The following is a 23,124-nucleotide window of genomic DNA, read 5'->3' as shown; positions in this document are numbered from 1 at the left end:
TTCAGGGATTCCAGCGCAGGAAATTGCTCATCAGCTCGATCCCGGTGTCCTGGCTCTTCTCGGGATGGAACTGCGTCGCGGCGATATTGTCCCGCGCGATGATTGCGGTCACCGGCTGGCCGTACTGGGCGAAGCCGACCACGTCGCCGGCATCCCTGCAACGCATGGCGAAGGAGTGCACGAAATAAAACGCCAGATTGCTCTCGCGGATATTGGCGAGGATCGGATGGTTGCGCTCCTTCGCCACCATGTTCCAGCCCATATGCGGGATCTTCAAGGCGGGATCGTTCGGCATCAGCCGCAGGACGTCGGCATCGAACCAGCCGAGCCCACGATGCGCCACACCGTCGTCGGTATGCTCCTTGGACGTGTTGGCGAGCAGCTGCATCCCGAGGCACACCGCAAGAAAGGGCTTGCCCTTCTCGCGGACCTGGCGCTCCAGCATCTCGTCGATGCCACGGGCGCGGATGTTGCTCATCGCGTCGCCGAACGCGCCGACACCGGGGAGGATGACGTGTGACGCATCCGCGATCGCGTCGGCGTCATGCGTCACGACCGGATCGAAGCCGCAATATTCGACGGCGTTCTTCACCGAGCGCACATTGTTGATGCCGTAATCGACGATCGCTACGCCTGACATCGCCTGCTCCCCGGGCGCGGTCTCCGCGCCACCCGTCAACCCTCGCCTATCCCTTGCCGCCGCCGATCTCGACGCCAGGATGGTTCGGCCACGGCACTTGCGTGTTGTTCCACTTGTCCATGTCCGGCATGCGCCGTCCCGGCTCGACCGTGTTCGGCGAGAACTGCCACGGGCTGACCTCGTGCTTGATCGCAATCCCCAGGAACTGCTCCTCGGTGAGTTGGAGATAGTCGAGGAACAGATCGAGGCTCGGCGGCCGCTTGCCGTCGAACTCGCGCACCAGCGCCTCGCCCTGCTCGCGGGTCATGCGTTTGTTGCGGATGTCGATATTGGCGAGATGGTTGGTCCGGCCCATGCCGCGCTTGATGTACTTCAGGTAGTCGCGCACGCCCTGGAAGAAGCACTCGATCTTCTCGTAGTCGTACTCCGGCGGAATGCCCTCGACTTCCTGGCCTTTCCAGCCGAGCTCGCGCTTGATGATTTCGACGTGCTTCTTGGTGTCCCACTTGATGTAGCTGCCGAGACAGATCGAGCGGCACTTGATCCGCATCAATTCCTTGCGCGGCGGATAGACGAACGGATACAGGTCGCGCTTAGCAACCCGGCCCCCCAGAAACTCGTACATGTCGTCGGCGGTGATGCCGAGATTCATCGCGCGGTTGAAGCGCTTCTCGTCGACCTCTTCCATTTCGTCGTAGGAATAGAACGACTGGTATTCGGCCAGACTCTCGCCCCAGAACAGCAACGGCGTCTCGTAGCGGATCGCGATCTGCATGGTGTGGGCGTAGATGCCGGTGTGGCAGTGCCAGCAGAAGTCGCCGCGGCGCTTCAGCGATTCCAGCATCAGCTCACGCACGACATGCCAGTTCGGCGTGAAGTTCAGCACGTCGACGCCAAGCTGCTTGAACACGCTGGTGTTGTTCTCTTCGATCAGCGGACGATAGAACCAGTGGTCGAAGCGCACCACCAACGGCTTGAGACCGAGCTTCTTGACGACGTACCAGAGCTGGAAAACGCTGTCCTTGCCTCCCGAATAGGGCACGATGCAGTCGTACAGGCCCTTGTCGCGGTATTGCGCAACCAGTTCCATCATCTGGGCGTGGCGCTCGTCCCAATTGATCTGGGTGTCACGGACCTCGATCTGGGCGCAGACGCTGCACGAACCGGCCTCGTCGAACGATGTCGCCTCTGCCGTTTCAGGCAATAAGCACTTGCTACAGCTCAACATTTCGGAGATTCCCGCAATTGCATGATTTGCTGTCGGCTTACCACGCTGTCCACCCCCCGTCGACCGCAATGCACTGGCCTGTGACATAGGCTGCCAGATCGCTGGCGAGGTAGGCTACAGCGCCCTTCATATCGTCCTCGCGTGCCATGCGGGCAAGCGGCGTCCGGGCCACATAGCGGCTTAAAAACGGTTCCGGCGTGGCCCTGAAGACCCCGCCGGGCGCGACCGCATTGACCCGCACTTTTGGCGCCATCGTGGTCGCCAGCCAGCGCGTCATCTGGATCAGCCCCCCCTTGCTCGCGGCATAGGCGGCCGGGTTCCCGAGCGCCGTTCCTTCGTAGAGCCGCCAGTCGGGTCCGGCGAGGCCGTAGATCGAGGAAATATTGATCACACTGCCATGGCCCGACCTCGCGAGGTCCGCGGCCGCGGCCTGGATCAGCACGAAGGGCGCGGTGAGGTTGACCTCGATCGCCCGGCGCCAGGTCGCATCCGACTGCTGTTCGAACGGGACCGCCCAGCCCTCGAGCCCGCTGGTGCCGACAAAGGCCGCGCAATTGACGATAATGTCGATGCCCCCGAAGGCCTCGCGCACCCGGCGCGGCAGATCCTTCACGGCGTCGCCCTGCTCGAAATCGCAATCGAACATCGCAGCCTTGACGGCGTGATCGGCGGCGAGCTTCGCCGCGGCCTCAGTGCCGGCGGACGCCGCGATATCGACCAGCGCGATGGTGGCACCGAGTTCTGCAAGACCTGCCGCGATCGCGCGACCGATGTGACCGGCGCCGCCGGTGACGACGGCGACACGGCCGTCGAGCGACATCATCTCGCGGAGCGAGCGTTCGGTGCTCATCCAAATATCCTCTGGAATTCGTCGGACGCACGCTGCAGATCGTCGAGGCGGCCGACATCGATCCAGTACTCGCGCAGCGGAAACACCACCGAAGGCTTGTCTTTCGCGATGGTCCGCTCGATCAGCGTCGGCATGTCGACGGCCTCGTTGGCATCGAGATGATCGAGCACACCGGGATCGAGCAGATAGACGCCGGCATTGACGAAGAATTTCTGCGTCGGCTTCTCGCGGATGCCGAGCAGCCGGTGGTCGTCGAAATCGATCACGCCGAACGGCACGGTCACCGAATGCTCGCGCACACAGACCGTGGAGAAAGCCTGGTGCTCCCGATGGTATTTCAGCATCTGCTCGAAATTCACCGTCGTCAGCAGATCGCCGTTCATGACGAAGAATGGCTGCGTCGGCCGCTCCGGCAGCAGCGACAAGGCTCCCGCAGTGCCCAGCCGCTCGCTTTCCTGGAGATAGTCGATCTCCACGCCCCAGGCCGAGCCATCGCCGAAATAGTCGCGGATCATATCGGCCTTGTAGTTGACCGAGATGAAGAACTTGCCGAAGCCGGCCTTCACGAAACCGCCGAGCACGGTCTCCAGGATCGGCTTGTCGCCGACGCGGATCAGCGGTTTGGGAATGTCGTCCGTGAGCGGTTTCAGCCGCGAACCGAGGCCGCCCGCCATCAGCACGACCCAATGGTCGGATTGCTGAGCGAGCGCAAGGTCGTCGATCAGCTTGACCTCGACCACCCGCCCCTCCGTATCGACGAGCGGAAGCTGATGGATCGAATGCTTTCGCATCAGATTGAGCGCGGCCGGATTTGAGACGCCGACCGGCGCCGTGATCGGCGTACGGTTCATCACCAGGCTGACGGAAGCGTCGAGGCCGGTGCCGCCGAGCAGCGCGCGCCGCACGTCGCCGTCCGTGACGGTACCGACGATCCTGCCGTCGCGCTCGACGATGGCGAGTTGCAGATTGCCCTGATCGATCCGCCGCAGCGTCTCGATCAGAGGGGTATCTTCATTGACGACGAACGCGCCCTTCATGACCAACCAATCCTATTCGTTGCCGGCGAACCCGCCGGCCGCGACATCCCTTGTAACCACCGCGCCCGCGGCGACGACGGCTCCGGCGCCCACTTTGACCCCGACCAATACAACGGCGCCGGCGCCGACATGGACGCCCTCGCCGATCGACACGCCGCCGCACAGCACCGCCCCCGGCGCGATATGCGCGTGATCGCCGACGATGCAATCGTGCTCGACCACCGCGCGCGTATTCACCAGGGCGTTCCGTCCGATCCGCGCCGCCGGCTGGATCACAGCGCCCGCCATCACCTGCGCGCCGTCGCCGAGTTGCGCGTCGGAGGCGATCACGGCGGAGGCATGCGCGATCACGGGAAACTTGAAGCCCTGCCCGGCGAACCGATCGAACAGCGCGCGCCGGCCGGACAATCCCGAATCGCTGCGCGAGGCGCGATTGCCGAGACCATTGGCTAACTCGACGGTGTCGGCGGGCATTTTCAGGACGTCGTCGTCCGATTCCGTGATCGGAACGCCGCCAATGACCTCGCCGATGCGCGCCGCGTCGGCCACGGCTATGGGACGCATGCCGCGGCTCAGCAACGCCTCGATGACGACACGGGCGTGACCGCCGGCGCAAAGCACGATCAGGCTCATGGCTCCAGCGCCTCATTGGCCGCGTAATCGCGCTGGGCTGTCTTGCCGAGATAGCTCCAATATTCGATCGGCGGAATGCCGCTGCCCGGGCGCTTGACGCCGAGATTGCCTTCCGTGAAGCGTTCTCCGGCGCGCACCGGTTGGAGCACGACGAGGCTGCGGCGGGCCACCGCGCGGTTTGGAATCTCCTCCGGCGCCGGCACCTTGCGACCGTCGCCCAGCGCGGCTTCGACGTCGCGGATCGCGGCGATCATCGCCGCCATCTCGTCCGGCTCGATCGAGGCGCGGTGATCGGGCCCCGGCAGATTGCGATCGAGCGTCAGATGTTTTTCGATCACGGTCGCACCGAGCGCCACCGCAGCCGACGCGATGTGGATACCGCGGCTGTGGTCGGAGAAGCCGACAGGCAGGCCAAACGCATCACGCAGCGTCGCCATCGCGCGCAGATTGATCGATTGCGGATCAGCCGGGTATTCGGTCGTACAATGCAGCAGCGTGACCTTTGCGCGCAACTCTGTCCAGGTCGCACGATCCAGCAGGAGATTTGCGAAATCCGCAGGAGTCGGCCGCGCTGATGCATCGCAGAGATACCCGAAGGCAACGACGCCGAGCGCCTGCTCCACTTCGGCGAGTGTCCCCATGCCGGTGGACAGGATGATCGGCAGGCGGAAGCGCGCCAGGTGCAGCAGCAACGGCGCATTGGTCAGGTCCCCTGAACCGACCTTCAACGTTGCAACCCCGACGCGGCGGACCAGATGCGCGGCGCTGTCCGCGTCGAACGGCGTCGACATATACGTAATGTTGGACGCTGCGCAGGCCGCCGCGATCTGGACCTCGTCGTCAGCGCTGAGCTCGAGCGCGCGCAGCATGTCGAGCTGCGACTGCGCCTTGCCCGTGGTCGCCTGCTGATAGCTCGCCTTCGCGGCCTCCGCGGTCGCGAGCTTGTCGGCGCGAAACGACTGAAACTTGACGATGTCGGCCCCTGCCCGCGCCGCGGCCTCCACGAGGGCAATCGCGCGCGCGCGGTCGCCGTTGTGGTTGACGCCAGCTTCAGCAATGATCAGGGTTCGGCGGTGCATGGGTTTCGTCGCGCGGCGCAGCGAAATCGCCCGCCAATCAAGCGGTTGTCTTAGTCGAGCACGCTGGTAAAAGCAACGCAGGCGGGCGGCTCGCGGCGTGCCCCAAGGCCCCGCAGGTGTCCCGCTGGACGACGAATCACGCCGATTCGCGGACGACCCCGAAGCCGGATCATCGAGAGCCAATGACGCAAACGCCTGAGATATTGTTCCTGCTGGTCGGCCGCGGTGGATCGAAGGGCCTGCCCGGCAAGAATCTGCGCGAGATCGGCGGCCTCAGCCTGACCGGCTACAAGGCGATCGCCGCAAAACAATCCCGCTACTGCTCGCGCCTGATCGTCTCCAGCGACAGCCCCGAGATCCGGAACGAAGCGAAGCGTTATGGCGCCGAGGTGCTGTTCGAGCGGCCGGCCGAGCTTGCGACCGATACCGCCTCCTCCAACGACGTGGTGCTGCACGCGATGGACTGGATCGAGACGCACGAGAAGCGGCGCTTCGACGCCATCATGCTGCTGGAACCCTCCTCGCCCTTCGCGACGCCAAGGCATTTCGACGAGGCCGTCGAACTTTTCGCCGCGCGCAAGGCGAGCCTCGTCGTCGGCATGCGCGAGACCGAGGTCTCCTCGATCTTCGTCGGGACGCTCGGCGAGGACGGCTCGATCGGAGGCATCGTCGAGAAAATGCTGACCACGACGGCGCAGCGACGGCAGGATCAGGCCATCGAAGTCACCATGAACGGCGCGCTCTACCTTGTCGGCTGGGACGCGATGCGCAAGCATCGCAAGATCTACGCCGATCCGTCCGCGAGTTACGGCATCATGATGGATCGCATGCATTCCATCGAGATCGAGAGTGCGGCCGACCTCGCTTATGCCTCCTACGTCATCGAGCACGGGATGCTCGATGCTTCGCCGTGGCGGCAGCGAACATGAGCGTACGCCGCCGCATCGCCGTCGTCACGGGCTCGCGCGCCGACTACGGCTTGCTGCGGGGCATCCTGACGCGGCTGAAGGCGGCCGACGACGTCGCGCTGAGCGTCATCGCCTGCGGGATGCATCTGGTGCCGCGCTTTGGCGAAACCTGGCGGGCGATCGAGGCTGACGGCTTTCAGATCGCTGCGAAGGTCGATCTCGCGCTCGCCGACGACCGCGCCGAGACTGTGGCGCGCGGCACCGGCATCGGCGTTACCGGATTTGCCGAGGTGCTGCCGAAGCTCGCCCCCGACATCCTTGTCGTGCTGGGTGATCGTTACGAGGTGCTGGCCGCCGCGGTTGCGGCAACTTTGCTCAATATCCCGATCGCCCATATTCATGGCGGTGAGATCACTGCGGGTGCATTCGACGATGCGATCCGGCACGCCATCACGAAGATGGCCTGCCTGCACTTCGTCGCTGCCGAGCCCTATCGCCGGCGCGTGATCCAGATGGGTGAGCAGCCCGATCTCGTCTTCAACGTCGGCGCGCCCGGACTCGATTTTGCGGCCGTTGCACCGAGGCTCAGCCGTGCCGATCTGTTCGCAAGCCTCGGCATCAGCGGACCGGAGCGCTTCCTGCTGGTGACGCTGCACCCGACCACAGCGCAGCCCGAGGCCGATGCAGCCAATCTTGCCGCGACCCTCGGCGCGCTCGCCGAGGTCGAAGACCGCAGCATCATCTTCACCGGCGTCAACGCCGATCCCGGCTATCGCGCCATCGATGACGCGATCTCGGCGTTTGTCGCGGCGCGACCCGGACGCGCTCACCTTTTCGCCTCGCTCGGCAGTGAACGCTACTGGGCTGCGCTGCGGCTCGCCGATGCCGTGGTTGGCAATTCCTCCAGCGGTATCCTGGAGGCGCCGGCCGTCGGTGTGCCCTCAATCAATATCGGCGACCGCCAGAAGGGCCGGCTGCGCGCCGCCTCGATCATCGACTGCCCGGCCGATTCGGCTGCCGTTCTCGCAAGCCTCCAGCGCATCTTCGACGGCCGGTTCCAGCCCGACCCGGGCGTTGATCCGCCCTACGGCCGCGGCGGGGCCTCGGAGGCCATTGCCGGAACCCTTCGCGAGATCGACCTTCGGAGCGCTTTCCCCAAGCATTTCCATGATTTAGTGCCCTCTAAGGAACCTTCCGGAACGGCCGTGTAACTCCCGTCCATTGTTGCCTGTGCTGCACCCCAGGCTGTATAGATCGGGGCGCGCTGGAGACCATTGGCGCTCGTTCCGGGAGAACGCGACATGACGACGATCGAATCACTTTCCGACGGGACGCCGGTGACGCGCGCCGTCGAGATTGGTGAACTTCCGATTCCGCCCTATCGCGGCAACACGCTTCCGGCGATCGATTATGATGCGCACCCGGCCTATGGCGGCATGTTCCCGAAGCCGACCTTGCGTGAGCGGCTCTATGCCCTGAACGTTTTTGCGCGCACGTTCGCCTTCGTCACCATTCGTCGCATCGTCGATTACGACAACATGCCGCTGCTCACCAAGGAGGCCGGTTTCAGCGGCCTCAATGCGCGGACGGCACTGCGCTACATCTCGATGTTCGGGAGAATCCGTGCGAGCCGCGCGATCGGCTGGCTGACCGGCGCTCGTCGTCCTGCGAAGCCGGCGAACCCGGCGCTGCTCAACAAGATCAAGTCCGACGGCATCGTCTGCCTGAACCTCACGCCCGACGAGATCGAGCAGATCCGCAGCGTGACCAATCCGGGCTTCGCCAAGCTCGACGAGCGCCGCGCCAACATTCCACCGGAGAAGCGCAAATTCGACGACAACGTCTATTGGTGCACGCGCTCGGCCGATCCGCAGGCGTTCACGACCGTCGAATCCATCTTCAAGCGTTACGGCATCATGGAAGCGGCGAGCGCCTATCTCGGCCGTCCGGCGGGCGTGAAGCACGTCAACGCGCAGATCAACGACCAGGACCTCGCATTCTGGAAGCGGGTATTTCCGGATACGCAGCTTGCCGACCCCTGGGGCAGCTACCTGCACATCGATGCCACCTATGGCATGCTGAAATGCGCGATCTATGTCCATGACATCGATCCGGACGGCGGCCCGTTTTGCTACATCCGCGGCAGCCAGAATGCGAAGATCGGCTGGTTCGAGGGCATGATCCGCCGCACCAATGATTTCTCGGGCTTCTCTGGCCGCCGGCCCGATGCGCGCAAGAAGTTCATGGCGTTGCCGGCGTTCCTGCGCAAGAAGGCCGATTTTGGCGGCGACCTGCCCGACAACTCGCCGGAGGTGGCGCGCCTGCGCGAGGGCCATTTCGCGGCAACCTCAAACTACGGCAATTGCGTGCTGTTCGACGGCAACGGCATGCACCGCGGCGGCATGGTCAACAAGGGCGAGCGCCGCTGCCTGTTCATCCTGCTCGCGGAGATCTGACCCGAAGCGCGCGACGCCGGGCTACACGCCGCGCAGCTTGCTTGGACGCTTGAGATATTCGGCGAGTTGGTCTGGGGTGAAATAGGCCGTCTGACTGCGCAGCGGACTGTCCTTGCGCACGAAAGCCAGATCGATCTGGGCCAGCGCGCCGTCGAGCGAGCGCATGTGCCCCTCCAGCACGTCATAAACCGCAAAGCCTGCGTCGTCGCAGAAGCGAACGATGTCCGCGAATTGCGGGATGCCGTGCCGCATCGGCATCATCGTGGTCTCGAGGATCATGAGATCGATCTCGCCGATGCGCGTGCCGAGGCCCTTCAACACCTCGATCTCGGCACCCTGCGTATCGATCTTCAGGAATACCGGATGCTCCAGGACCTCGGGCAACAGCGAGTCCAGCCGTCTCATCGGCGTCTTGCGCGCTTCGCCGTCGAGGGCCTTGCCCTCAACTTGCGCGAAAATGCTCGAGCCCGAAATATCGTCGTGGACGTTGAAGGTGATCTCGCCATTCTCGGCGCCGGCGGCAACCAGAAAATATTCGGCATTGAGCCGCTGCTTGAGCTGCTCGAGAATCGGACGGCATTCGGCCACCGGCTCGACCAGAAAATATTTGGCGCGCGGAAACGCCTCGTAGATCGGCGAGGTGCCGAAAGCAATGCCGACGTCGATCACCGTCCTCATATCGAAGCCAAGCGACTTCAGATGCTTGAAGAACAGGCCGAAATTCCTGACCGGCGCGTTGGTACGCATCAGGCGCAGGCCAATAGGTTCCAGGACGTTGTTGATGGCCTGAAACGCGGCAGAGACGAATGCCTTCATGAAGCGAGCGCCGGTTGGGTTAGAGCCGAGGTGAAGGATCGCGATTGCAAAATGCCTTGAAGCACAATGGATTACCACAGTTTGCAATCGACTGGTCGGTTTGGTAGATCACCCCGGCAAGCCGGTCAAGACAGCGACATCAGCATGAAAGTTCTCGTGACCGGAAGCTCCGGCTTCATCGGCCAGGCGCTGGTGCGGCGACTGCGCGCCGAAGGTTGCGACGTCGTGGGGCTCGACAAGGTTCCAGCCAAGACCACCGACATCGTCTGTGACATCCTCGATGCCGATGGCCTGGCAAGAGCGGTGACCGGCGCCGCGCCTGATGCGGTGGTCCACCTCGCCGCACGCATCGATCTCGACGAGAAGACCGATCTGTCCGGCTACACCGCCAACATCGAGGGTGTGGAAAATCTGGTCGAGGCTATCAGGCGGACGCCGTCCGTCCGGCGGGTGATCTGGACGTCCTCGCAGCTCGTCTGCCGCGTCGGCTACGTGCCGACCAGCGACACCGACTACAAGGCCGACACCCTGTACGGAAAGAGCAAGGTGCGCACCGAAGAGATCGTCCGCAGCAGCGATGGCGCGGGCCGCGAATGGTGCCTGGCGCGCCCGACCACCGTCTGGGGTCCGGGCATGAGCACACATTATCAGCGCTTCCTGCACATGATCGAGCGCGGTCGCTATTTTCATGTCGGACATGGCCCGCTCTGGAAATCCTACAGTTATATCGAGAACATCGCGTTCCAGTATTGGCGTCTGCTCAGCGTACCAGCGGATCATATCCATCGCCGGACGTTCTATCTCGCCGACTACACGCCGATCGACCTGATCGCATGGAGCGACGCATTTCAGCGAGCCTTCGGTGCGCGTCCGATTCCACACCTGCCGCGCAGCATCGCCCGCACGCTGGGGCTTTGCGGCGATGCGATCAACGCGATCGGATTGAAGCGGTTTCCCTTCAATTCATTCCGCCTCAACAACGTGCTCACACAGTATCAGTTCGATCTCGGGCCGACCGCAACGGTCTGCGGTCCGCTTCCCTGCACCATGGAAGAAGGCGTCGCCGCGACCGTCGCCTGGCTGCGGAACGTCTCCGCGTCTTGAAATCAGACCGTCGGCCTGTCGGCCTCGAGCTTGCCGACGTCTTCCGGTGCCCGCGCCCGGAGCTTGGCCAGATCAAGCATCAGGCCGATCGCCAGCATCGACATCAGCACCAGCGCTGAATTGGCCATGCCGAGAGGGCCCTGAACGGGACTGAGAAGAATGCTGGCGAGCACGAACACCAGCAGCAGCGGAGGCGTCATCAGACCGGAAAGCCTGCTTCCAGCCGCGCTCCAGCCCGCCACCGCTCCCCAGATCGCCACGTAAATCATTGCACCGACGAGACCGAAATCGATGAAGGCCGCTGCCCAGGCGCTCGGGAAGAAGCCGTAGATCAGCACGGTTCGCTGTTCGGCCTCCATGGCGGCAACGTGATCGCTGGCCGGGAAGAAAATCCGCAGCAGCGGCGACAGCACGCCGACTTCGTACACCCCCCAATGGGGCGTGAATTTATCGCGGGCCTTCCAGACGATATCGACCGTCCGCACGCCATGGGTCAGGTAGAAATAGGTGCTGAGGCCGATCATGGCTTCACGCGCCGACAGATGCCTGGATTCGAGCGCCGAGGTCACGTAGCCGCGCGGCTTAACATTCCAGGCTTCCAGCATCATCGCCAGAACGGCTTCCGTCGAGCTTGGGCTGGAGGCCGGCGGCGGAAGCGCCTGCGCCTCGGCAACACGTTTGTTCAGCTGATCCGCCGAGATGAGTGCGCCGGGCTTGGGCCGCGGCGTGTCCGCCGGTGCGGCTGGTCCCTGCTCCGCCGCAACTGTGTCACGCCGATCCTTCTCCTGCTGCAATTCCGTGATCAGAGGCGACATTCGGATGCAAAAGCTTTGTCTGGTGGTCCAGATCGCGCTGGAATAGACCGCAAACAATGCCACGATGATGCCGGTCTTGAGCAGAAGATAATGGCCGCGCGGCAGGAGCGTTCGTCCCTGCGCAAGCCGCACCAGCATCGCCATCGCCACGAGAACGAGAATGAACAGGATCGGCATCCGTCCTGAGTAGAGCAGCGCGTAACCGACCGGACACACGATGGAGAGCTGCGCCAACGCTGCGGCCCATCCCCTGATTTCCTCGCCCTTCAGCAGAAACAGGACCACGGAAACGAAGCCGAAGGAGAATATCGCGTAGCCACCGTAGAGCAGCGGCGTGCGCTTGATCGCGACCGTGTCGACCAGTCCCGGCGCACAGCGAAGCAACTCGGCATAGCTGCCGTTGCTCACGCCGCTAAGGAGCGTCCGATCGAGCGCCACCAGCGCGATGCCGACGATGCCGAACAGCGAAACGGCGGAGGTGACGTAGTTGAGCGTCCGAGCGGAGAGCGGTGACGAGGCCTTCCTGCGCGCAAACCAACGATCGAAGGCGAGCTTGCCCCCATGATAAGACAACAGAAAGATCGCCAGCCCAAACGCAACCAGCGTCACCACGGCCGCGGACGGTTGCCCCGGATAGTCGATCGGCCCGACGGCGACGGCGAGGAGCGCCCCGAGCCAGATCACGGTTATCAGAATGGCGGGCGAAGCGAGGAAGCCAAGCAAAGGAATGCGCCGCTGCTGCAAATCAACGATCAAAGGGCACCCCTTTTGCTGGAAAATGAGACTGCCCTGAAAAGCTTACGCACGAGCGGATCCTCACGGATAAAGCATGTCCGGATCGGTGGGAAGACCGATGGCTACGGTCGCACCCGGTTCCCTGAAGCTCTCGCGCATCCTGTGGATGGCGAATCCCAGCAGGGAGATGAACAGCGCGGCGCTGGCAACTCCTCCGGCAAGTGCGGCACCGTAGATGCCGAGCACGGGAATCAGCGCCACGTTCAACGTCGTCGAGACCACCGCCGACCCGAGATTGCAGATCAGGAGATATCTGTCCGAACGCGCTGCATAGAGCGCATAAGAGGGGACATCCGCCAGCATGCGAAGGAATATCCCTGGCAGCATGGCGTAGAACACGCCGACGTTGGCCGCGTAGGTGGAGAGTCCGAGCAATGCCAGCATCGGCCCCATGGCAGAAGCAGACAGGATCATGGTCGCGGAAACCAGCGCCAGCATCGACCAGAAGAACGAGCGCAGCGACGCGCGATAGGCGTCCGGGCCTGCCGCGTAGCCTGCAATGACTTTCGGTAGAAACTGGTGCGACACCGAGCCGCCCAGCGACAACAGCCCGATCAGAATCGTGGAATAGAACGTGTAGATGCCGAGCGCATCACGTCCAACGAACGCATCGATGACGAAGCGGTCGACATAAGAGATGACCAGCGCTCCCGCCGCCGTCAGCATGAAGGGGCGTGCGACCCGAAGGCCCGCGCGGATATTCCGGACATCCGGCCGGTAGCCGCTGAGTTCGCGCCATGGCAGCTCGGAGAGCGAGAACGCGGAAAAGGCGATCGACAACACGCCGCCCAGAGCCCACCAGACCAGCACGGTCTCCAGCATGCGCGTCGACGGCACCGCGAACATCAGCGCGGCGATCATATACACCCAGATTCCACCGCGCAGGAACACGCCGATATAGGCGCGAACCGGCCGCCAGGTGATGATCAGGATTCGCGTCGCCTCCAGCGAAACGTGCTCGGTGACGAGAATCAGGATGAACCACGGCGCTAGACGCGCCGGAAAGGAGCCCGTGGCAATCGCACCCGCCACCACGATCCCGATCGCGAGGAGCGCCACGGCGCCAAGCCCCATCTGGTCCGCAATGATGCGCGCGCGTTGCTCGGGGCTCGCCGGCACCAGTTCGCGCAGGGTGTAGGAATAGAACTCCAGACCCACCATAAACAACGCGAAGGCCAGCGCCGCGGTCAGCAAGCCATATTGCCCCATCTCCGCCGGCGACAACATGCGCGCCAGAAGCAGCGACAGCAGAAAGCGGCTCGCCAGCGTCAACGCGCGCAGCACCAGCGCTGCGACCGTGCCGGCAACCGCCGGACGCGTCACGAGATCGAGCAGACGAGGCCGCATCGCGCTGTTTCCATCTCCGCCGGACGACGACATCGGTTGCAAGTGCATTCCCCGCGGGATCGTCAAGCGACGGCTCTGCAGGATTTTATGAAGCGTGGCAAATGCGCATTCAACGAACGCGCCAGCGGCTCGACTGAAGCCCGCAGGGCCTCGTTATCAGGGTCGAACTTGCGCCAGCCGAAATAGTCGCCCTCGACGCTGATCGACGCCAGGTGCCGCATGATTGCGCGGCGCGTCGTCGCGAGATCGTCAGGGGAATGCCATCGCGCCAGCCGCTCGGCGAGACCGTCGATCTCGTTTGTGTCACGGATGTGCACGAAGTGCTGCCCGGTCGCGTAATAAGGCTCTGTCGCGACGGAAATCAGCCCGGCGAGTGCCGCCTGGAAGCCGATCGTGCCGGTGAACGTGACCGACACCGCGCACTTCCCGATCAGCAGATTCGCGGGCACGTCGTAAGGCACCAGCACCACGCCCGGCAGCTTCGCCAAGCGCTCGAACAGCTCGCGCTGACGAAAACCGAATTGCAACGGATGGTCCTTGACGAAGATGCGGTAGCCGGCCCGACCGAGCACCTCGCAATAGCGCACCAACACATCGTCATGCGCGAGCATGGCTTGCGATTCGAGCCAGTAGTCCATCGAAGCTTCGGGGAACAGCTGAAGCCCGAGGAACACCCGTCGCTCGCGATCCACTTCGGCGAGCCGCTTGTCCCAGCCGTGATCGAGCAACCCGAGCACGGTGACGTCGCGCATGCGCACCTTGTGCTTCAGCCGCTTCAGCGCGTCGAGATAGTGACAATTGTAGCGGTCGCGCTTGAGAAAGCGCCAGACGTTGAAGTAGGCGCCGCGCAGCGTGTAGTAGCCGTAAATTTTCCAGAACCTGGCGAGCGAAAAGCGCTTGGCGTCGCGCACATAGGCCGGCGCGAAATCTTCCCTGCAGAGCTGACCGACCGCCGCGTCGATGTCCTCCGTGGAGGGCTCGCGCAGCCAGATCGGCTTTCCACGCCGCATCAGCATCACCTGATCCGGGATGATCGAGGTCGTCATCTCCAGGAAGTCGATACCGCGCCGCCGCGCGATGCGCTCCATCACGTCCATGACGTAGCGGTCGATGGTGAAGGTCATGACCAGCTCGGGGGCAAGTTTGTCAAAAGCCTTCTCGATCGCCTGCGCCATGCCGCCGATCATCCTGAGCGCGACATCGCGATCGATGCTCCTGAGCACCCGGCAGCGCAGGATGATGTCGGCGCATCCGTCCTGGCCGAACCGGTCGAGCGCTGCGGCCGCGGCATCGCCGCGGTCTGCGAAACGGTAGAAATCGTCGACCAGCGAATAGTCGCCGTCGTCGCGCAGATCGCTGAGCACGACCGCGTCGGCAAACTCCATGCGCGAGGCCAGGTACTTCCACCAGGCCGTCGTGCTGTGAATCGTGAAGAAAACGATCCGGGACATCAGCGCTCGTTCGCGCTTTCGGCCAGGAACGGACTGCTCGGCAGGTTGATGCAGCGGGTATTCATGTCCTCGGCGACGGGAAGCGCCGCGCGTGGACAGTCGCGGTACATCGGCAACAGATGCATCGGCGTCCACAGCGGGCGCGCACGAATGCCGTGGCCGTGCAGGGCCTGAAGCAAGCGGTCGCGCTCGGAGGCATAGTCGCGGTCAAGCACCAGCGTATTGAGCCAGTAATTGCTCTCGGCCCCCTTCGGCTCGCGATAGATGCGCGCCCAGGGGAAATCGCTGAAGGCATCGAGATAACGTTTTGCGAGCACACGCTTGGCCGCGACCATTCCGGCAAGCCGCTCCATCTGCGCGCAACCGAGCGCGGCATTGATGTTGGGCAGGCGGTAGTTGTACGCGATTTCGTCGTGCTCGAACGCCCAGGCGTGGGCCTTCTTTGCCGTCGACGTGAAATGCCGGGCATGGCGGGCATGCGCCTCGTCGTCGGTCACGATCATGCCGCCGCCGCCTGTTGTGACGATCTTGTTGCCATTGAAGCTCAACACCGCGGAATGGCCGAACGTGCCACAGCCCTTGCCGTTCAGGCGCGAGCCCAGCGACTCGGTCGCATCCTCGACGATGACGAGGCCGTAGCGGGCGGCGACCGCGCCGAGCGCAGCCATGTCGACGGGATGTCCGAAAATGTGCACGGGAACGACGGCGCGAAGCCGGCGACCCGTGTGCCTGTTCACCCAGGCGCCGTTCCGCTGCACGGCGATTGCATCGAGATGGGCCTCGAGCGCACGCGGGTCGAGCCCCAGCGTGTCCCAGGTCGAGTCGACGAAGTGAGGCACTGCACCGGCATGGCTGATGGCGTTGGCGGTGGCGACGAAGGTGATCGAGGGCAGCAACACCTCGTCGTCAGGCTCGACGCCCTCCAGCACCAAAGCCGCATGCAGCGCCGCGGTGCCGTTGACGATCGCAACCGCGTGGCGCGAGCCGGTCGCCTCCGCCACCATGTCCTCGAAACGGGTGACGTATTTGCCGGCCGACGACACCCAGTTGGTATCGATGCAGTCGAGCACCAGCTCGCGCTCGCGATCCCCGAACCGCGGCTCGTGCAGTTCGACCGGACGCTGGGCCGAGCCGAGCGCGGCATCGACGGCGTCGAGCACCGGCTTGACGTCAAGCATGGCGGGACGGTTCGGGCTCGCTTGCGCGGAGGACATGCTCATGGTGCTCACAACGTATAGGTATTGACGCGATAGCGGGCGAGATTGTCCTGCTTGGTGAACCAGGCGATGGTCTGTTCAAGACCCTTGCGAAGGCCGTCGACGCCGCCGAAACGCGGCGACCAGCCCAGCAGATTCTGCGCCTTGGCGTTGGAGGCCCATAGCCGCTCGACCTCGCTGCGCCCGGGGCGCACGCGAACGTCGTCATGCTCGATCTCGATCTCGACGCCCATCAGCTCGGCGATCAGGTTCGCGGTGTCGCCAATCGAGATCTCGAAGCCGCTGCCGATATTGATGACCTCGCCAATGCCGGCCCTGGAATCGAGTGCCGCCAGGAAGCCACCGACGGTGTCGGCGACGAAGTTGAAGTCGCGGGTCGGATGGATGCTGCCGAGCTTGATCTTGCGCGCGCCTGCCGCGATCTGGGTGATGATGGTCGGGATCACCGCGCGGGCCGATTGCCGCGGGCCATACGTGTTGAAGGGCCGCACCACGGTCACGGGTGTGCCGAATGAACGCTCGAATGACAATGCAAGCTGGTCGGCGCCGATCTTGGTCGCGGAGTAAGGCGATTGGCCCTGCAGCGGATGCTCCTCGGTGATCGGAACGAATTGAGCGGTACCGTAGACCTCGCTGGTCGACGTATGGATCACCTTTTCGACGCCGAGATCGCGCGCTGCCTGCAGAACGTTGAGGGTTCCGCGGATGTTGGCTTCCACGTAGGTGTCGGGCGAGTGATACGAATAGGGAATCGCAATCAGCGCGGCGAGATGCAGCACCGCATCGCATCCTTTCATCGCCGTGCGCACGCCGTTGGGGTCGCAAACATTGCCGGCGAAGACGTCGAACTCCTTGCGGATCTCGGGCGACGAGGAATCGAGCCAGCCGTAGGAACCCGCGCTGTTGTAGTGCACGAACGTGCGCACCGCGACATTGCGTCGGACCAGCTCTTCCGCGAGGTGCGATCCTATGAACCCACCCGCACCCGTCAAAAGTACCTTTCGCAAAGTTCCTGTTCCCCTCTGGCCGGGGCCACCCGACCGGCCTTCCGGCCTGACACGGCCGCTTCTAAACATTCCCGCCGCTGGAGGCTAGTTTTGAATGCACTGCGGGCCCGCAATGGGCTCGGGAACCCTTGCCCGAAATACAACGCGCCTGGCGCACAAGCCCTTGAGAAAAATCAATAAATCCCGCGCGCAACAGCACGCCGCCGTGGCTATACGAATTCGCGCACGAGCCGGATCACGCTCTCCTGCTGCGCCGGCGTGATTTCGGCACAAATCGGCAGCGACAGGATGCTGGCCTGGTCCCGGCGCCGTGTGACCGAATCGCGCATCGGCCTGAAGCAGCGGCAGCGCGGTCGGATAGTATCGACCGGATTGCCCGACCGCTTCATCCTTCTTTCCGGTGGCGTTATCGCCCAGGCCTTCCTGAATATTCCATTCACGACGACGCTGCTTTCTCAAGGTGCGGCTTTTACTTTTCTACTTTGGTATTTGATGCCACGAGACATATTCAAACTCGATCCCAAAGATCCAGCTTCTTGAACGACGTGCGCCGGCGCTTCAAAATTAGGAGAACCACTATCGACGTTGCGCCTGATACGGATCGCGCGCCTTCGGATCAGAGACTCGGTATGTTCGACCGTTCGTATTGGGGTCGCTATTGTCGCTGGTCGAGAAGAGGAGCAAGTTCGAGCCGTGACGCCAAAACGAATAGTGTCCTCGGCCACCAATCTGCACATCAACGTTTGCGCTATGCGCCGGCCCGAGTAGCTTCTCGTCCTCGTACAGAGCCAAGGTCGATTGCTCCCGATGATCCTCGTCGTCCGCAATTGCGCCAGGAAGCACGGGATGACTAATGAAGGCGTTCGAGTTTGCGTACCGAACAAAGGGTCCGGACAGAATCGTTCCTTCCGGATGCGAGAGCATGTTTAGAACGAGAGCAGCAGGAACATAAATTGCCAGCAGGGCAAAAACGGCGAGCAAGACGCGCATCAGTCATCCTTTCGCGCGATCGCCTGCGCCGCAGCATAAGCGGCAATCATCTTGCTCGACGCCTGACGCGACAGCACCCCGATACGGCGACCAAAGAAGACGTCCCACTGGGCATCAGTCACCACCGGCATTCCCATTTCGGATGCGATGCGCCTAGTCTCCGGTTCAATACGGGGATCAATCTGCTCGGCCATTCCTATGCCATTGCCCAGTTTGACCGGGCAGCCTCCTTTTTTGGACGAATTTCATATTAGACGCCCAACATGCAGGTTCAATGGGGAAGCTCCATATGCCCTCGCCGGGGCCCGACGCTCGATAACTGACAACCAAGCTCTCCACGACGTTGTACCTCCGGCTTGAATAAGATATTTGTACCGCTCAATGGGGCTTCCCGTCGATACTGAAGAATATCAGACCGAAGGCGTGATCCGCTGGCGTCGTAGCGATCGCGGCGTGGCGCTGCTCATCCTGTGCCATCTGGCCCTAGGCAGCATCTCGCTGATCTGCGTCGCGCGGATCTACCCCCGTCTACCACATTATCTTCGACAACGAGAGGCTACCCGCGGCGATTGCCACGGTCGCAGCGTTCGCCGTCTTGTTCGTTCGCGCCCAGTTCAGCTTCGGCTATTTTGCCGGCTACTACCTTTTTGTCATGATCGCCGGCTATCTCTGGCTGAACAACTTCACCGAGCTCGAGTACAACCATCGCCTGAGCGGCCTCTCGGCGGCGGCCTCCGCCGTGGCATTCCTGTTGCCGGCACTCTACCAACCAACCATGCCGCGATTGCTGACATTATCCCCACAGACTTTCGAGCGTCTGTTGGGCTGCATCATTCTGATCGGGACCGCCGCCACCGTCGGGGCATATTACAACTTCAGGCTGGTCTCGCTTGGAGAGATCTACAGGTATCGCGACGCCGAACCTAATTGGAGTAGCTCTCAGCGCCGAGCATGTGATTTCCTGACCGATCAAGACGTCGGATACTACTACATCAATTAGGACGCCAGTAAAATGCCGGCTCTTGCACAAGACGCACGGCGAAACGTCCGTTCAAAATAGATTGAAGGCACAGATAAATTGCGTTAGCCAGAGCGCTTGGGCACCGACTGAACGGAAAAATGTCTCTCCAAAAGCTCGACACAAAGCAGATCGCCATCCTTGCGTACGCTTGCAGCGCGGCGTGCTGCTTGTCCCTCGTTTGCGTCGCGCTCCTATATCCCGAATTTCACATCAGTTATTACTCTGGGTCGTTGTGGCTTGCCACGTCGGTTACAATCGCCTTTGCCTGCACGTCCTACCTGTTCGGCCTTGCCCGGTTTAGTTTGGGATATGCCATCGGCTTCTATCTCTACATCATGATCTTGGGTTACCTGTGGCTAAACTCGTTCTCGGACCTCCCCTATAATCATACGCCGACAGGCCTCTCCGCAGCGGTTTCCGCTCTGTCATTTCTGCTGCCCGCCTTGCTCATCAATGAACCCGTCCATCGAGCGATCCGGCTATCCGCGCGCACTGCCAACCAATGTCTAACATTGATCGTTGTCGCATCAATTGCGGTCATCATGGTTGGCGCTTGGTACAATTTCAGGTTGGTCAGCGTCGGGCGAATTTACGAGTTTCGCGGCGACTTGGAATTCCCGAAGCCGCTGAGCTACCTCCTCACCATTACATCGAGCACATTGCTTCCGTTCGCATTCGCCTGCTTCGCGCTACGCAAGAATCTGTGGCGAGCAAGCCTGGTTATATTCCTCATACTGCTCATCTATCCGATCACACTTTCAAAAGCATCGCTATTTGCTCCGATCTGGCTCATCGGCCTGACCGTCGTTTCGAGGTTTGTCGACGCCAGGGCCACTATTGTGTTGTCCATTTTCGTTCCGATCCTGTTCGGGCTACTGATTTTCTTGCCCGTCCGCCAAGGCATACTGCCCTACAGCGCGAATGCCCTCTTTGCATTAGTGAACTTCAGGATGGTTGCGATTCCCTCGCTGGCGATGGACTACTACAATCTTTTTTTCTCGACCCACGAACCCACCCACTTCTGTCAGGTGCAGTTCCTTAAAGCGTTCGTGCCCTGTCCATATACCGAACCGCTGAGCGTGGTGATCTACAACTTTTTCGGTATTGGCGGTTACTTCAATGCCTCGCTGTTTGCGACAGAAGGCGTAGCTTCCGTAGGCACGTTTTTCGCACCATTCTCAGCGTTAGCTTGCGGTCTCGTCATAGCAGTCGGCAATCGCCTTTCGGCGGGATTGCCTGATCGGGTCATCCTGATCTCGAGCGGCGTCCTTACCCAAGCGTTCCTGAACGTCCCACTTACGACCGTCATGCTTTCGCACGGCGGAGGTCTTCTATTCCTGCTGCTGTATTTGACACCGCGTGAAATGTTTCAGACCGGCGACCTTCACCAAATGCAGGCTCGGGCAAACCTTCCCAGATCACACGGGTGACCACCTGATGCCTCCACCGGAGAAAGCCTAAGCCGCTCTATTGGCTCTTGCGTCGCCGTTGCGCGCGATATGGATCCAGTGCGCCCGGATCGGCCACACTGTATGTACGCCCGTTTGTGTTTGGATCGCTGTTGTCGCTGGTCGAGAAGAGCAACACCGTCTCGTAAGATCGCCAGTACGAATAGTGACCTCGCCCGATCGCCGTCACATCCCCGTGCACGCTGTGCGCTGGCCCCAGCGGCTTTCCATTCTCGCATAGCTGCAAGGTCGACTGTTCGACGTGGTCCTTGTCGTCCGGCGTCGAACCGGGAACCACAGGATAGACTCTGAAAGCGTATGTGTTCTCATACCGAATGAACGGCCCGCGCAAGATATTCGCGTCTGCTCCCGGCCGTTCGTTCAGAAAAAATGCCAGCGGCAGATAGATAACCAAAATAGCGACCGATAAGGCAAAAACACGCATCAGAGTAGTTTCCGCGCAACCAGTCGAGCCACCGAATATGCATACAATATCTTGCTGGACGTATCAGGCGACAGAGCACCGGGGCGACGACCGAAATAGATGTCACATTCGATTTCAGTGACCTTCGGATTTCCCATCTCGTTAGCGATGCGCCGAGCTTCCTGCTCGAGGAGGGGATCAATTTCGTTTGACAACTCGGGCCTTTCCCGGCACGCAGCCTGTTGTACACCCCTAAAGCAGAGACCGCGCACCCCGCACGCAGATCTTGTATTACTGATATACAAGCGCAGACTGCCGAAGACAACCGCTGCTGCGGATCGCCGACGTCGCCGTTGATCAGACCCCGGCTCTTGGCATAGACTCAATCAATGCGAAAGAGCCGAAACCAAGCCAGATGCGTGTCCTCATCCTCAACGCCGACTATCCGCGCTTCCTGACCTGGCTGTACCGCCGCACGCCCGATCTTGCCGGCGCGACCTACGCGACGCAGATGGCGGCGCGCAATGCCAGCCTGTTTGGCGTTGCCGATTTCTACTCACGCAACTTCACCGCTGCGGGCCACGTCGCCGCCGACATTCACGTCAACAATTCCTGGATGCGGGCGGCATGGGCGCGCGAACACGGGCTCCCCTGCGAACAGCCACCGGAGCCCGGCAAGCAGGCTCAAGGGCGAACGATGCCCGGCTCGCTTCAGCGCATGATCGCGCCATTCAAGCCGATCCTGAGGCCGCTGGCACGCAAGGTAGGCTTGAGCCCGCGACTGGATGCGCAGGCGGAGAAGATCCTGCTGGCACAGATCGAGGAATTCAAGCCGGACCTCGTCCTGAACCAGGACGTCTTTTACATCGACGCGCGCCTGGCGCGGCAGATCAAGGGCATCGGGCGGCCGAAACTTATCGGGCAGGTCGGCATCCTCCCCTCGCGCGGCGCGGATTGGTCGGCCTACGACCTGATGATCTCGCAGCTTCTGCGGATCGTTGAGTCCTTCCGCGGCGTCGGCGTCAGGTCCGAGGTGGTTCATCTGGCCTTCGAACCTGAAATCCTCGACCGTCTTCCGCCCGCGCCCGAACGCAACGTCGACATCTCCTTCGTCGGCGCGGTGTCGGCGGATCACCAGCAGCGGGTCGCACAGCTCGAAGCGGTGGCGCGGAAATACGACCTGAAGCTCTATGGCAGTGGCCTGCACACCCTGCCCGCCTCCTCGCCGCTGCATCGCTGCTACCAGGGCGAGGTCTGGGGCGTGGAGATGTACCAGGCGCTCCGGGCCTCGCGCCTGACGCTCAATTCGCACATCGACCAGGCTGGCCGTGAGGCCGGCAACGCGCGGCTGTTCGAGGCGACCGGCGTCGGCACGTTCCTGCTGACGGATTTCAAGGACAATCTCCACACGCTGTTCGATGTAGGCAGCGAGGTCGCGGCTTGGCACACGGTCGATGACTGTCTCACGCTGATCGATCGCTACCTTGAGAACGAAGACGAGCGCTCCGCAATTGCTGCCGCAGGACAGGCGCGGACACTTGCGACCCACACATTCAGGAAGCGAATCGAGGACATTCTTCGCTTTGTGAGCTGAAAGCCGCGAGCCCCTTCGTCCTTGACGGTATGGATCAAAATAGCCAAAGTGACTGCGCATAAGAGACGCCATGTCACTTTAACGGCGCCTTTTTTGTTTGAGGGTCCGGAGAGAACACTCGGGCACTTCAGATTCGGTGAGCAACTGCAGAAGCAATCGTTCGCCGCAGCGTCAGTCTGGCAACTAGGCTAGCGTTGATCGAAGACGACGCCATGCTCGCCGTGAGGTTGCTTGCCTACCAATCACGCCAAAAGTACTACGGGT

The 23,124-nt window shown here is 62.3% G+C and carries 23 protein-coding genes; 8 read left to right on the top strand and 15 right to left on the bottom strand.

Going from position 1 to position 23,124, the window contains the following annotated elements; genetic code table 11:
• Window position 1 precedes the first annotated feature (1 nt).
• From hisH to neuB, 6 genes are read right to left on the bottom strand one after another with little or no spacing between them, the layout of a single operon-like run.
• Window positions 2–640 carry an imidazole glycerol phosphate synthase subunit HisH gene (hisH, locus tag M2427_RS27610; protein ID WP_280710032.1) on the bottom strand — a complete coding sequence of 213 codons (639 nt, stop codon included), beginning with the start codon at window positions 638–640 and terminating at the stop codon, window positions 2–4.
• A gap of 46 nt (window positions 641–686) precedes the next feature.
• Window positions 687–1,868, bottom strand: a complete 1,182-nt coding sequence (locus tag M2427_RS27605) for an N-acetyl sugar amidotransferase (RefSeq protein ID WP_280710031.1) — start codon at window positions 1,866–1,868, stop codon at window positions 687–689.
• Between the two features lie 37 nt (window positions 1,869–1,905).
• Window positions 1,906–2,718: an SDR family oxidoreductase gene (locus tag M2427_RS27600; protein ID WP_280710030.1), complete on the bottom strand. Its 813-nt coding sequence runs from the start codon at window positions 2,716–2,718 to the stop codon at window positions 1,906–1,908.
• Window positions 2,715–3,755: a nucleotidyltransferase family protein gene (locus M2427_RS27595; RefSeq protein ID WP_280710029.1), complete on the bottom strand. Its 1,041-nt coding sequence runs from the start codon at window positions 3,753–3,755 to the stop codon at window positions 2,715–2,717. The genes M2427_RS27600 and M2427_RS27595 overlap by 4 nt, the downstream gene beginning before the upstream one ends.
• A 12-nt stretch (window positions 3,756–3,767) precedes the next feature.
• Window positions 3,768–4,388, bottom strand: a complete 621-nt coding sequence (locus M2427_RS27590; protein ID WP_280710028.1) for a NeuD/PglB/VioB family sugar acetyltransferase — start codon at window positions 4,386–4,388, stop codon at window positions 3,768–3,770.
• On the bottom strand, window positions 4,385–5,467 hold the full coding sequence (gene neuB, locus M2427_RS27585; protein WP_280710027.1) for an N-acetylneuraminate synthase: 1,083 nt from the start codon (window positions 5,465–5,467) through the stop codon (window positions 4,385–4,387). Before neuB ends, M2427_RS27590 begins: the two co-directional genes overlap by 4 nt.
• A gap of 182 nt (window positions 5,468–5,649) precedes the next feature.
• Here neuB and M2427_RS27580 point away from each other — a divergent pair, with 182 nt between their 5' ends.
• The 3 genes from M2427_RS27580 (at window position 5,650) to M2427_RS27570 (ending at window position 8,831) form a co-directional block, all read left to right on the top strand.
• Complete coding sequence (locus M2427_RS27580) at window positions 5,650–6,396, top strand: acylneuraminate cytidylyltransferase family protein (protein WP_280710026.1); 747 nt, start codon at window positions 5,650–5,652, stop codon at window positions 6,394–6,396.
• Window positions 6,393–7,586, top strand: coding sequence for a UDP-N-acetylglucosamine 2-epimerase (neuC, locus tag M2427_RS27575; protein ID WP_280710025.1), 1,194 nt, complete (start codon window positions 6,393–6,395; stop codon window positions 7,584–7,586). Before M2427_RS27580 ends, neuC begins: the two co-directional genes overlap by 4 nt.
• 90 nt (window positions 7,587–7,676) lie before the next feature.
• The gene (locus tag M2427_RS27570; protein WP_280710024.1) at window positions 7,677–8,831 is read left to right on the top strand and encodes a hypothetical protein; all 1,155 of its coding nucleotides are present in this window, start codon (window positions 7,677–7,679) and stop codon (window positions 8,829–8,831) included.
• Between the two features lie 21 nt (window positions 8,832–8,852).
• On the opposite strand, the gene M2427_RS27565 is transcribed toward M2427_RS27570, so the two are convergent.
• Window positions 8,853–9,647, bottom strand: coding sequence for an FkbM family methyltransferase (locus M2427_RS27565; RefSeq protein WP_280710023.1), 795 nt, complete (start codon window positions 9,645–9,647; stop codon window positions 8,853–8,855).
• 144 nt (window positions 9,648–9,791) lie between these two features.
• Here M2427_RS27565 and M2427_RS27560 point away from each other — a divergent pair, with 144 nt between their 5' ends.
• A complete protein-coding gene (locus tag M2427_RS27560) occupies window positions 9,792–10,751 on the top strand; it encodes an NAD(P)-dependent oxidoreductase (RefSeq protein WP_280710022.1) in 960 nt (319 codons plus the stop codon).
• A gap of 2 nt (window positions 10,752–10,753) precedes the next feature.
• Here M2427_RS27560 and M2427_RS27555 read toward each other — a convergent pair whose 3' ends face one another.
• The 5 genes from M2427_RS27555 to M2427_RS27535 all read right to left on the bottom strand — a co-directional run bounded on the left by M2427_RS27555 (window position 10,754) and on the right by M2427_RS27535 (window position 17,383).
• Window positions 10,754–12,322: a hypothetical protein gene (locus M2427_RS27555; RefSeq protein ID WP_280710021.1), complete on the bottom strand. Its 1,569-nt coding sequence runs from the start codon at window positions 12,320–12,322 to the stop codon at window positions 10,754–10,756.
• Window positions 12,323–12,382: 60 nt separating this feature from the next.
• Complete coding sequence (locus tag M2427_RS27550) at window positions 12,383–13,708, bottom strand: polysaccharide biosynthesis C-terminal domain-containing protein (protein WP_280710020.1); 1,326 nt, start codon at window positions 13,706–13,708, stop codon at window positions 12,383–12,385.
• 62 nt (window positions 13,709–13,770) lie between these two features.
• Window positions 13,771–15,159 (bottom strand): hypothetical protein, encoded by a 1,389-nt coding sequence (locus tag M2427_RS27545; protein ID WP_280710019.1) that lies wholly within the window; start codon window positions 15,157–15,159, stop codon window positions 13,771–13,773.
• The gene (locus M2427_RS27540; RefSeq protein WP_280710018.1) at window positions 15,159–16,379 is read right to left on the bottom strand and encodes a LegC family aminotransferase; all 1,221 of its coding nucleotides are present in this window, start codon (window positions 16,377–16,379) and stop codon (window positions 15,159–15,161) included. Before M2427_RS27540 ends, M2427_RS27545 begins: the two co-directional genes overlap by 1 nt.
• Before the next feature lie 5 nt (window positions 16,380–16,384).
• A complete protein-coding gene (locus M2427_RS27535) occupies window positions 16,385–17,383 on the bottom strand; it encodes an NAD-dependent 4,6-dehydratase LegB (protein ID WP_280710017.1) in 999 nt (332 codons plus the stop codon).
• 288 nt (window positions 17,384–17,671) lie between these two features.
• On the opposite strand from M2427_RS27535, the gene M2427_RS27530 reads away from it, so the two are divergent.
• Complete coding sequence (locus M2427_RS27530) at window positions 17,672–17,923, top strand: hypothetical protein (protein WP_280710016.1); 252 nt, start codon at window positions 17,672–17,674, stop codon at window positions 17,921–17,923.
• A gap of 36 nt (window positions 17,924–17,959) precedes the next feature.
• Here the strand turns inward: M2427_RS27530 and M2427_RS27525 are convergent, their stop codons facing one another.
• Window positions 17,960–18,373 carry a hypothetical protein gene (locus tag M2427_RS27525; protein WP_280710015.1) on the bottom strand — a complete coding sequence of 138 codons (414 nt, stop codon included), beginning with the start codon at window positions 18,371–18,373 and terminating at the stop codon, window positions 17,960–17,962.
• Window positions 18,373–18,567 (bottom strand): hypothetical protein, encoded by a 195-nt coding sequence (locus M2427_RS27520; protein WP_280710014.1) that lies wholly within the window; start codon window positions 18,565–18,567, stop codon window positions 18,373–18,375. The genes M2427_RS27525 and M2427_RS27520 overlap by 1 nt, the downstream gene beginning before the upstream one ends.
• A 401-nt stretch (window positions 18,568–18,968) precedes the next feature.
• Between M2427_RS27520 and M2427_RS27515 the strand changes: the two genes are divergently transcribed.
• Together M2427_RS27515 and M2427_RS27510 are read left to right on the top strand one after the other, a co-directional pair.
• Complete coding sequence (locus tag M2427_RS27515) at window positions 18,969–19,373, top strand: hypothetical protein (protein WP_280710013.1); 405 nt, start codon at window positions 18,969–18,971, stop codon at window positions 19,371–19,373.
• A gap of 119 nt (window positions 19,374–19,492) precedes the next feature.
• Window positions 19,493–20,824 (top strand): hypothetical protein, encoded by a 1,332-nt coding sequence (locus tag M2427_RS27510; protein WP_280710012.1) that lies wholly within the window; start codon window positions 19,493–19,495, stop codon window positions 20,822–20,824.
• A gap of 37 nt (window positions 20,825–20,861) precedes the next feature.
• Here the strand turns inward: M2427_RS27510 and M2427_RS27505 are convergent, their stop codons facing one another.
• Window positions 20,862–21,287, bottom strand: a complete 426-nt coding sequence (locus tag M2427_RS27505; protein ID WP_280710011.1) for a hypothetical protein — start codon at window positions 21,285–21,287, stop codon at window positions 20,862–20,864.
• Window positions 21,288–21,681: 394 nt separating this feature from the next.
• On the opposite strand from M2427_RS27505, the gene M2427_RS27500 reads away from it, so the two are divergent.
• A complete protein-coding gene (locus tag M2427_RS27500; RefSeq protein ID WP_280710010.1) occupies window positions 21,682–22,860 on the top strand; it encodes a glycosyltransferase in 1,179 nt (392 codons plus the stop codon).
• The last annotated feature ends 264 nt before the right edge of the window (window positions 22,861–23,124 follow it).

The sequence above is a fragment of the Bradyrhizobium sp. BR13661 genome (assembly GCF_029892425.1).
Classification (GTDB): domain Bacteria; phylum Pseudomonadota; class Alphaproteobacteria; order Rhizobiales; family Xanthobacteraceae; genus Bradyrhizobium.
The sequence above is the reverse complement of the archived record's forward strand: the minus strand, read 5'-3'. Positions and strand labels throughout refer to the sequence as shown.

Excerpts from the sequence above, each read along its gene's own strand:
- M2427_RS27540 (WP_280710018.1), bottom strand. The coding sequence starts at position 16,379 with ATGAGCATGTCCTCCGCGCAAGCGAGCCCGAACCGTCCCGCCATGCTT.
- M2427_RS27595 (WP_280710029.1), bottom strand. The coding sequence starts at position 3,755 with ATGAAGGGCGCGTTCGTCGTCAATGAAGATACCCCTCTGATCGAGACG.
- M2427_RS27510 (WP_280710012.1), top strand. The coding sequence starts at position 19,493 with ATGTCTCTCCAAAAGCTCGACACAAAGCAGATCGCCATCCTTGCGTAC.
- hisH (WP_280710032.1), bottom strand. The coding sequence starts at position 640 with ATGTCAGGCGTAGCGATCGTCGATTACGGCATCAACAATGTGCGCTCG.
- M2427_RS27550 (WP_280710020.1), bottom strand. The coding sequence starts at position 13,708 with ATGCGGCCTCGTCTGCTCGATCTCGTGACGCGTCCGGCGGTTGCCGGC.
- M2427_RS27580 (WP_280710026.1), top strand. The coding sequence starts at position 5,650 with ATGACGCAAACGCCTGAGATATTGTTCCTGCTGGTCGGCCGCGGTGGA.
- M2427_RS27520 (WP_280710014.1), bottom strand. The coding sequence starts at position 18,567 with ATGGCCGAGCAGATTGATCCCCGTATTGAACCGGAGACTAGGCGCATC.
- M2427_RS27530 (WP_280710016.1), top strand. The coding sequence starts at position 17,672 with ATGCTGGCCTGGTCCCGGCGCCGTGTGACCGAATCGCGCATCGGCCTG.
- M2427_RS27560 (WP_280710022.1), top strand. The coding sequence starts at position 9,792 with ATGAAAGTTCTCGTGACCGGAAGCTCCGGCTTCATCGGCCAGGCGCTG.
- M2427_RS27500 (WP_280710010.1), top strand. The coding sequence starts at position 21,682 with ATGCGTGTCCTCATCCTCAACGCCGACTATCCGCGCTTCCTGACCTGG.
- M2427_RS27600 (WP_280710030.1), bottom strand. The coding sequence starts at position 2,718 with ATGAGCACCGAACGCTCGCTCCGCGAGATGATGTCGCTCGACGGCCGT.
- M2427_RS27570 (WP_280710024.1), top strand. The coding sequence starts at position 7,677 with ATGACGACGATCGAATCACTTTCCGACGGGACGCCGGTGACGCGCGCC.
- M2427_RS27545 (WP_280710019.1), bottom strand. The coding sequence starts at position 15,159 with ATGTCCCGGATCGTTTTCTTCACGATTCACAGCACGACGGCCTGGTGG.
- M2427_RS27590 (WP_280710028.1), bottom strand. The coding sequence starts at position 4,388 with ATGAGCCTGATCGTGCTTTGCGCCGGCGGTCACGCCCGTGTCGTCATC.
- M2427_RS27505 (WP_280710011.1), bottom strand. The coding sequence starts at position 21,287 with ATGCGTGTTTTTGCCTTATCGGTCGCTATTTTGGTTATCTATCTGCCG.
- M2427_RS27605 (WP_280710031.1), bottom strand. The coding sequence starts at position 1,868 with ATGTTGAGCTGTAGCAAGTGCTTATTGCCTGAAACGGCAGAGGCGACA.
- M2427_RS27525 (WP_280710015.1), bottom strand. The coding sequence starts at position 18,373 with ATGCGCGTCTTGCTCGCCGTTTTTGCCCTGCTGGCAATTTATGTTCCT.
- neuB (WP_280710027.1), bottom strand. The coding sequence starts at position 5,467 with ATGCACCGCCGAACCCTGATCATTGCTGAAGCTGGCGTCAACCACAAC.
- M2427_RS27565 (WP_280710023.1), bottom strand. The coding sequence starts at position 9,647 with ATGAAGGCATTCGTCTCTGCCGCGTTTCAGGCCATCAACAACGTCCTG.
- neuC (WP_280710025.1), top strand. The coding sequence starts at position 6,393 with ATGAGCGTACGCCGCCGCATCGCCGTCGTCACGGGCTCGCGCGCCGAC.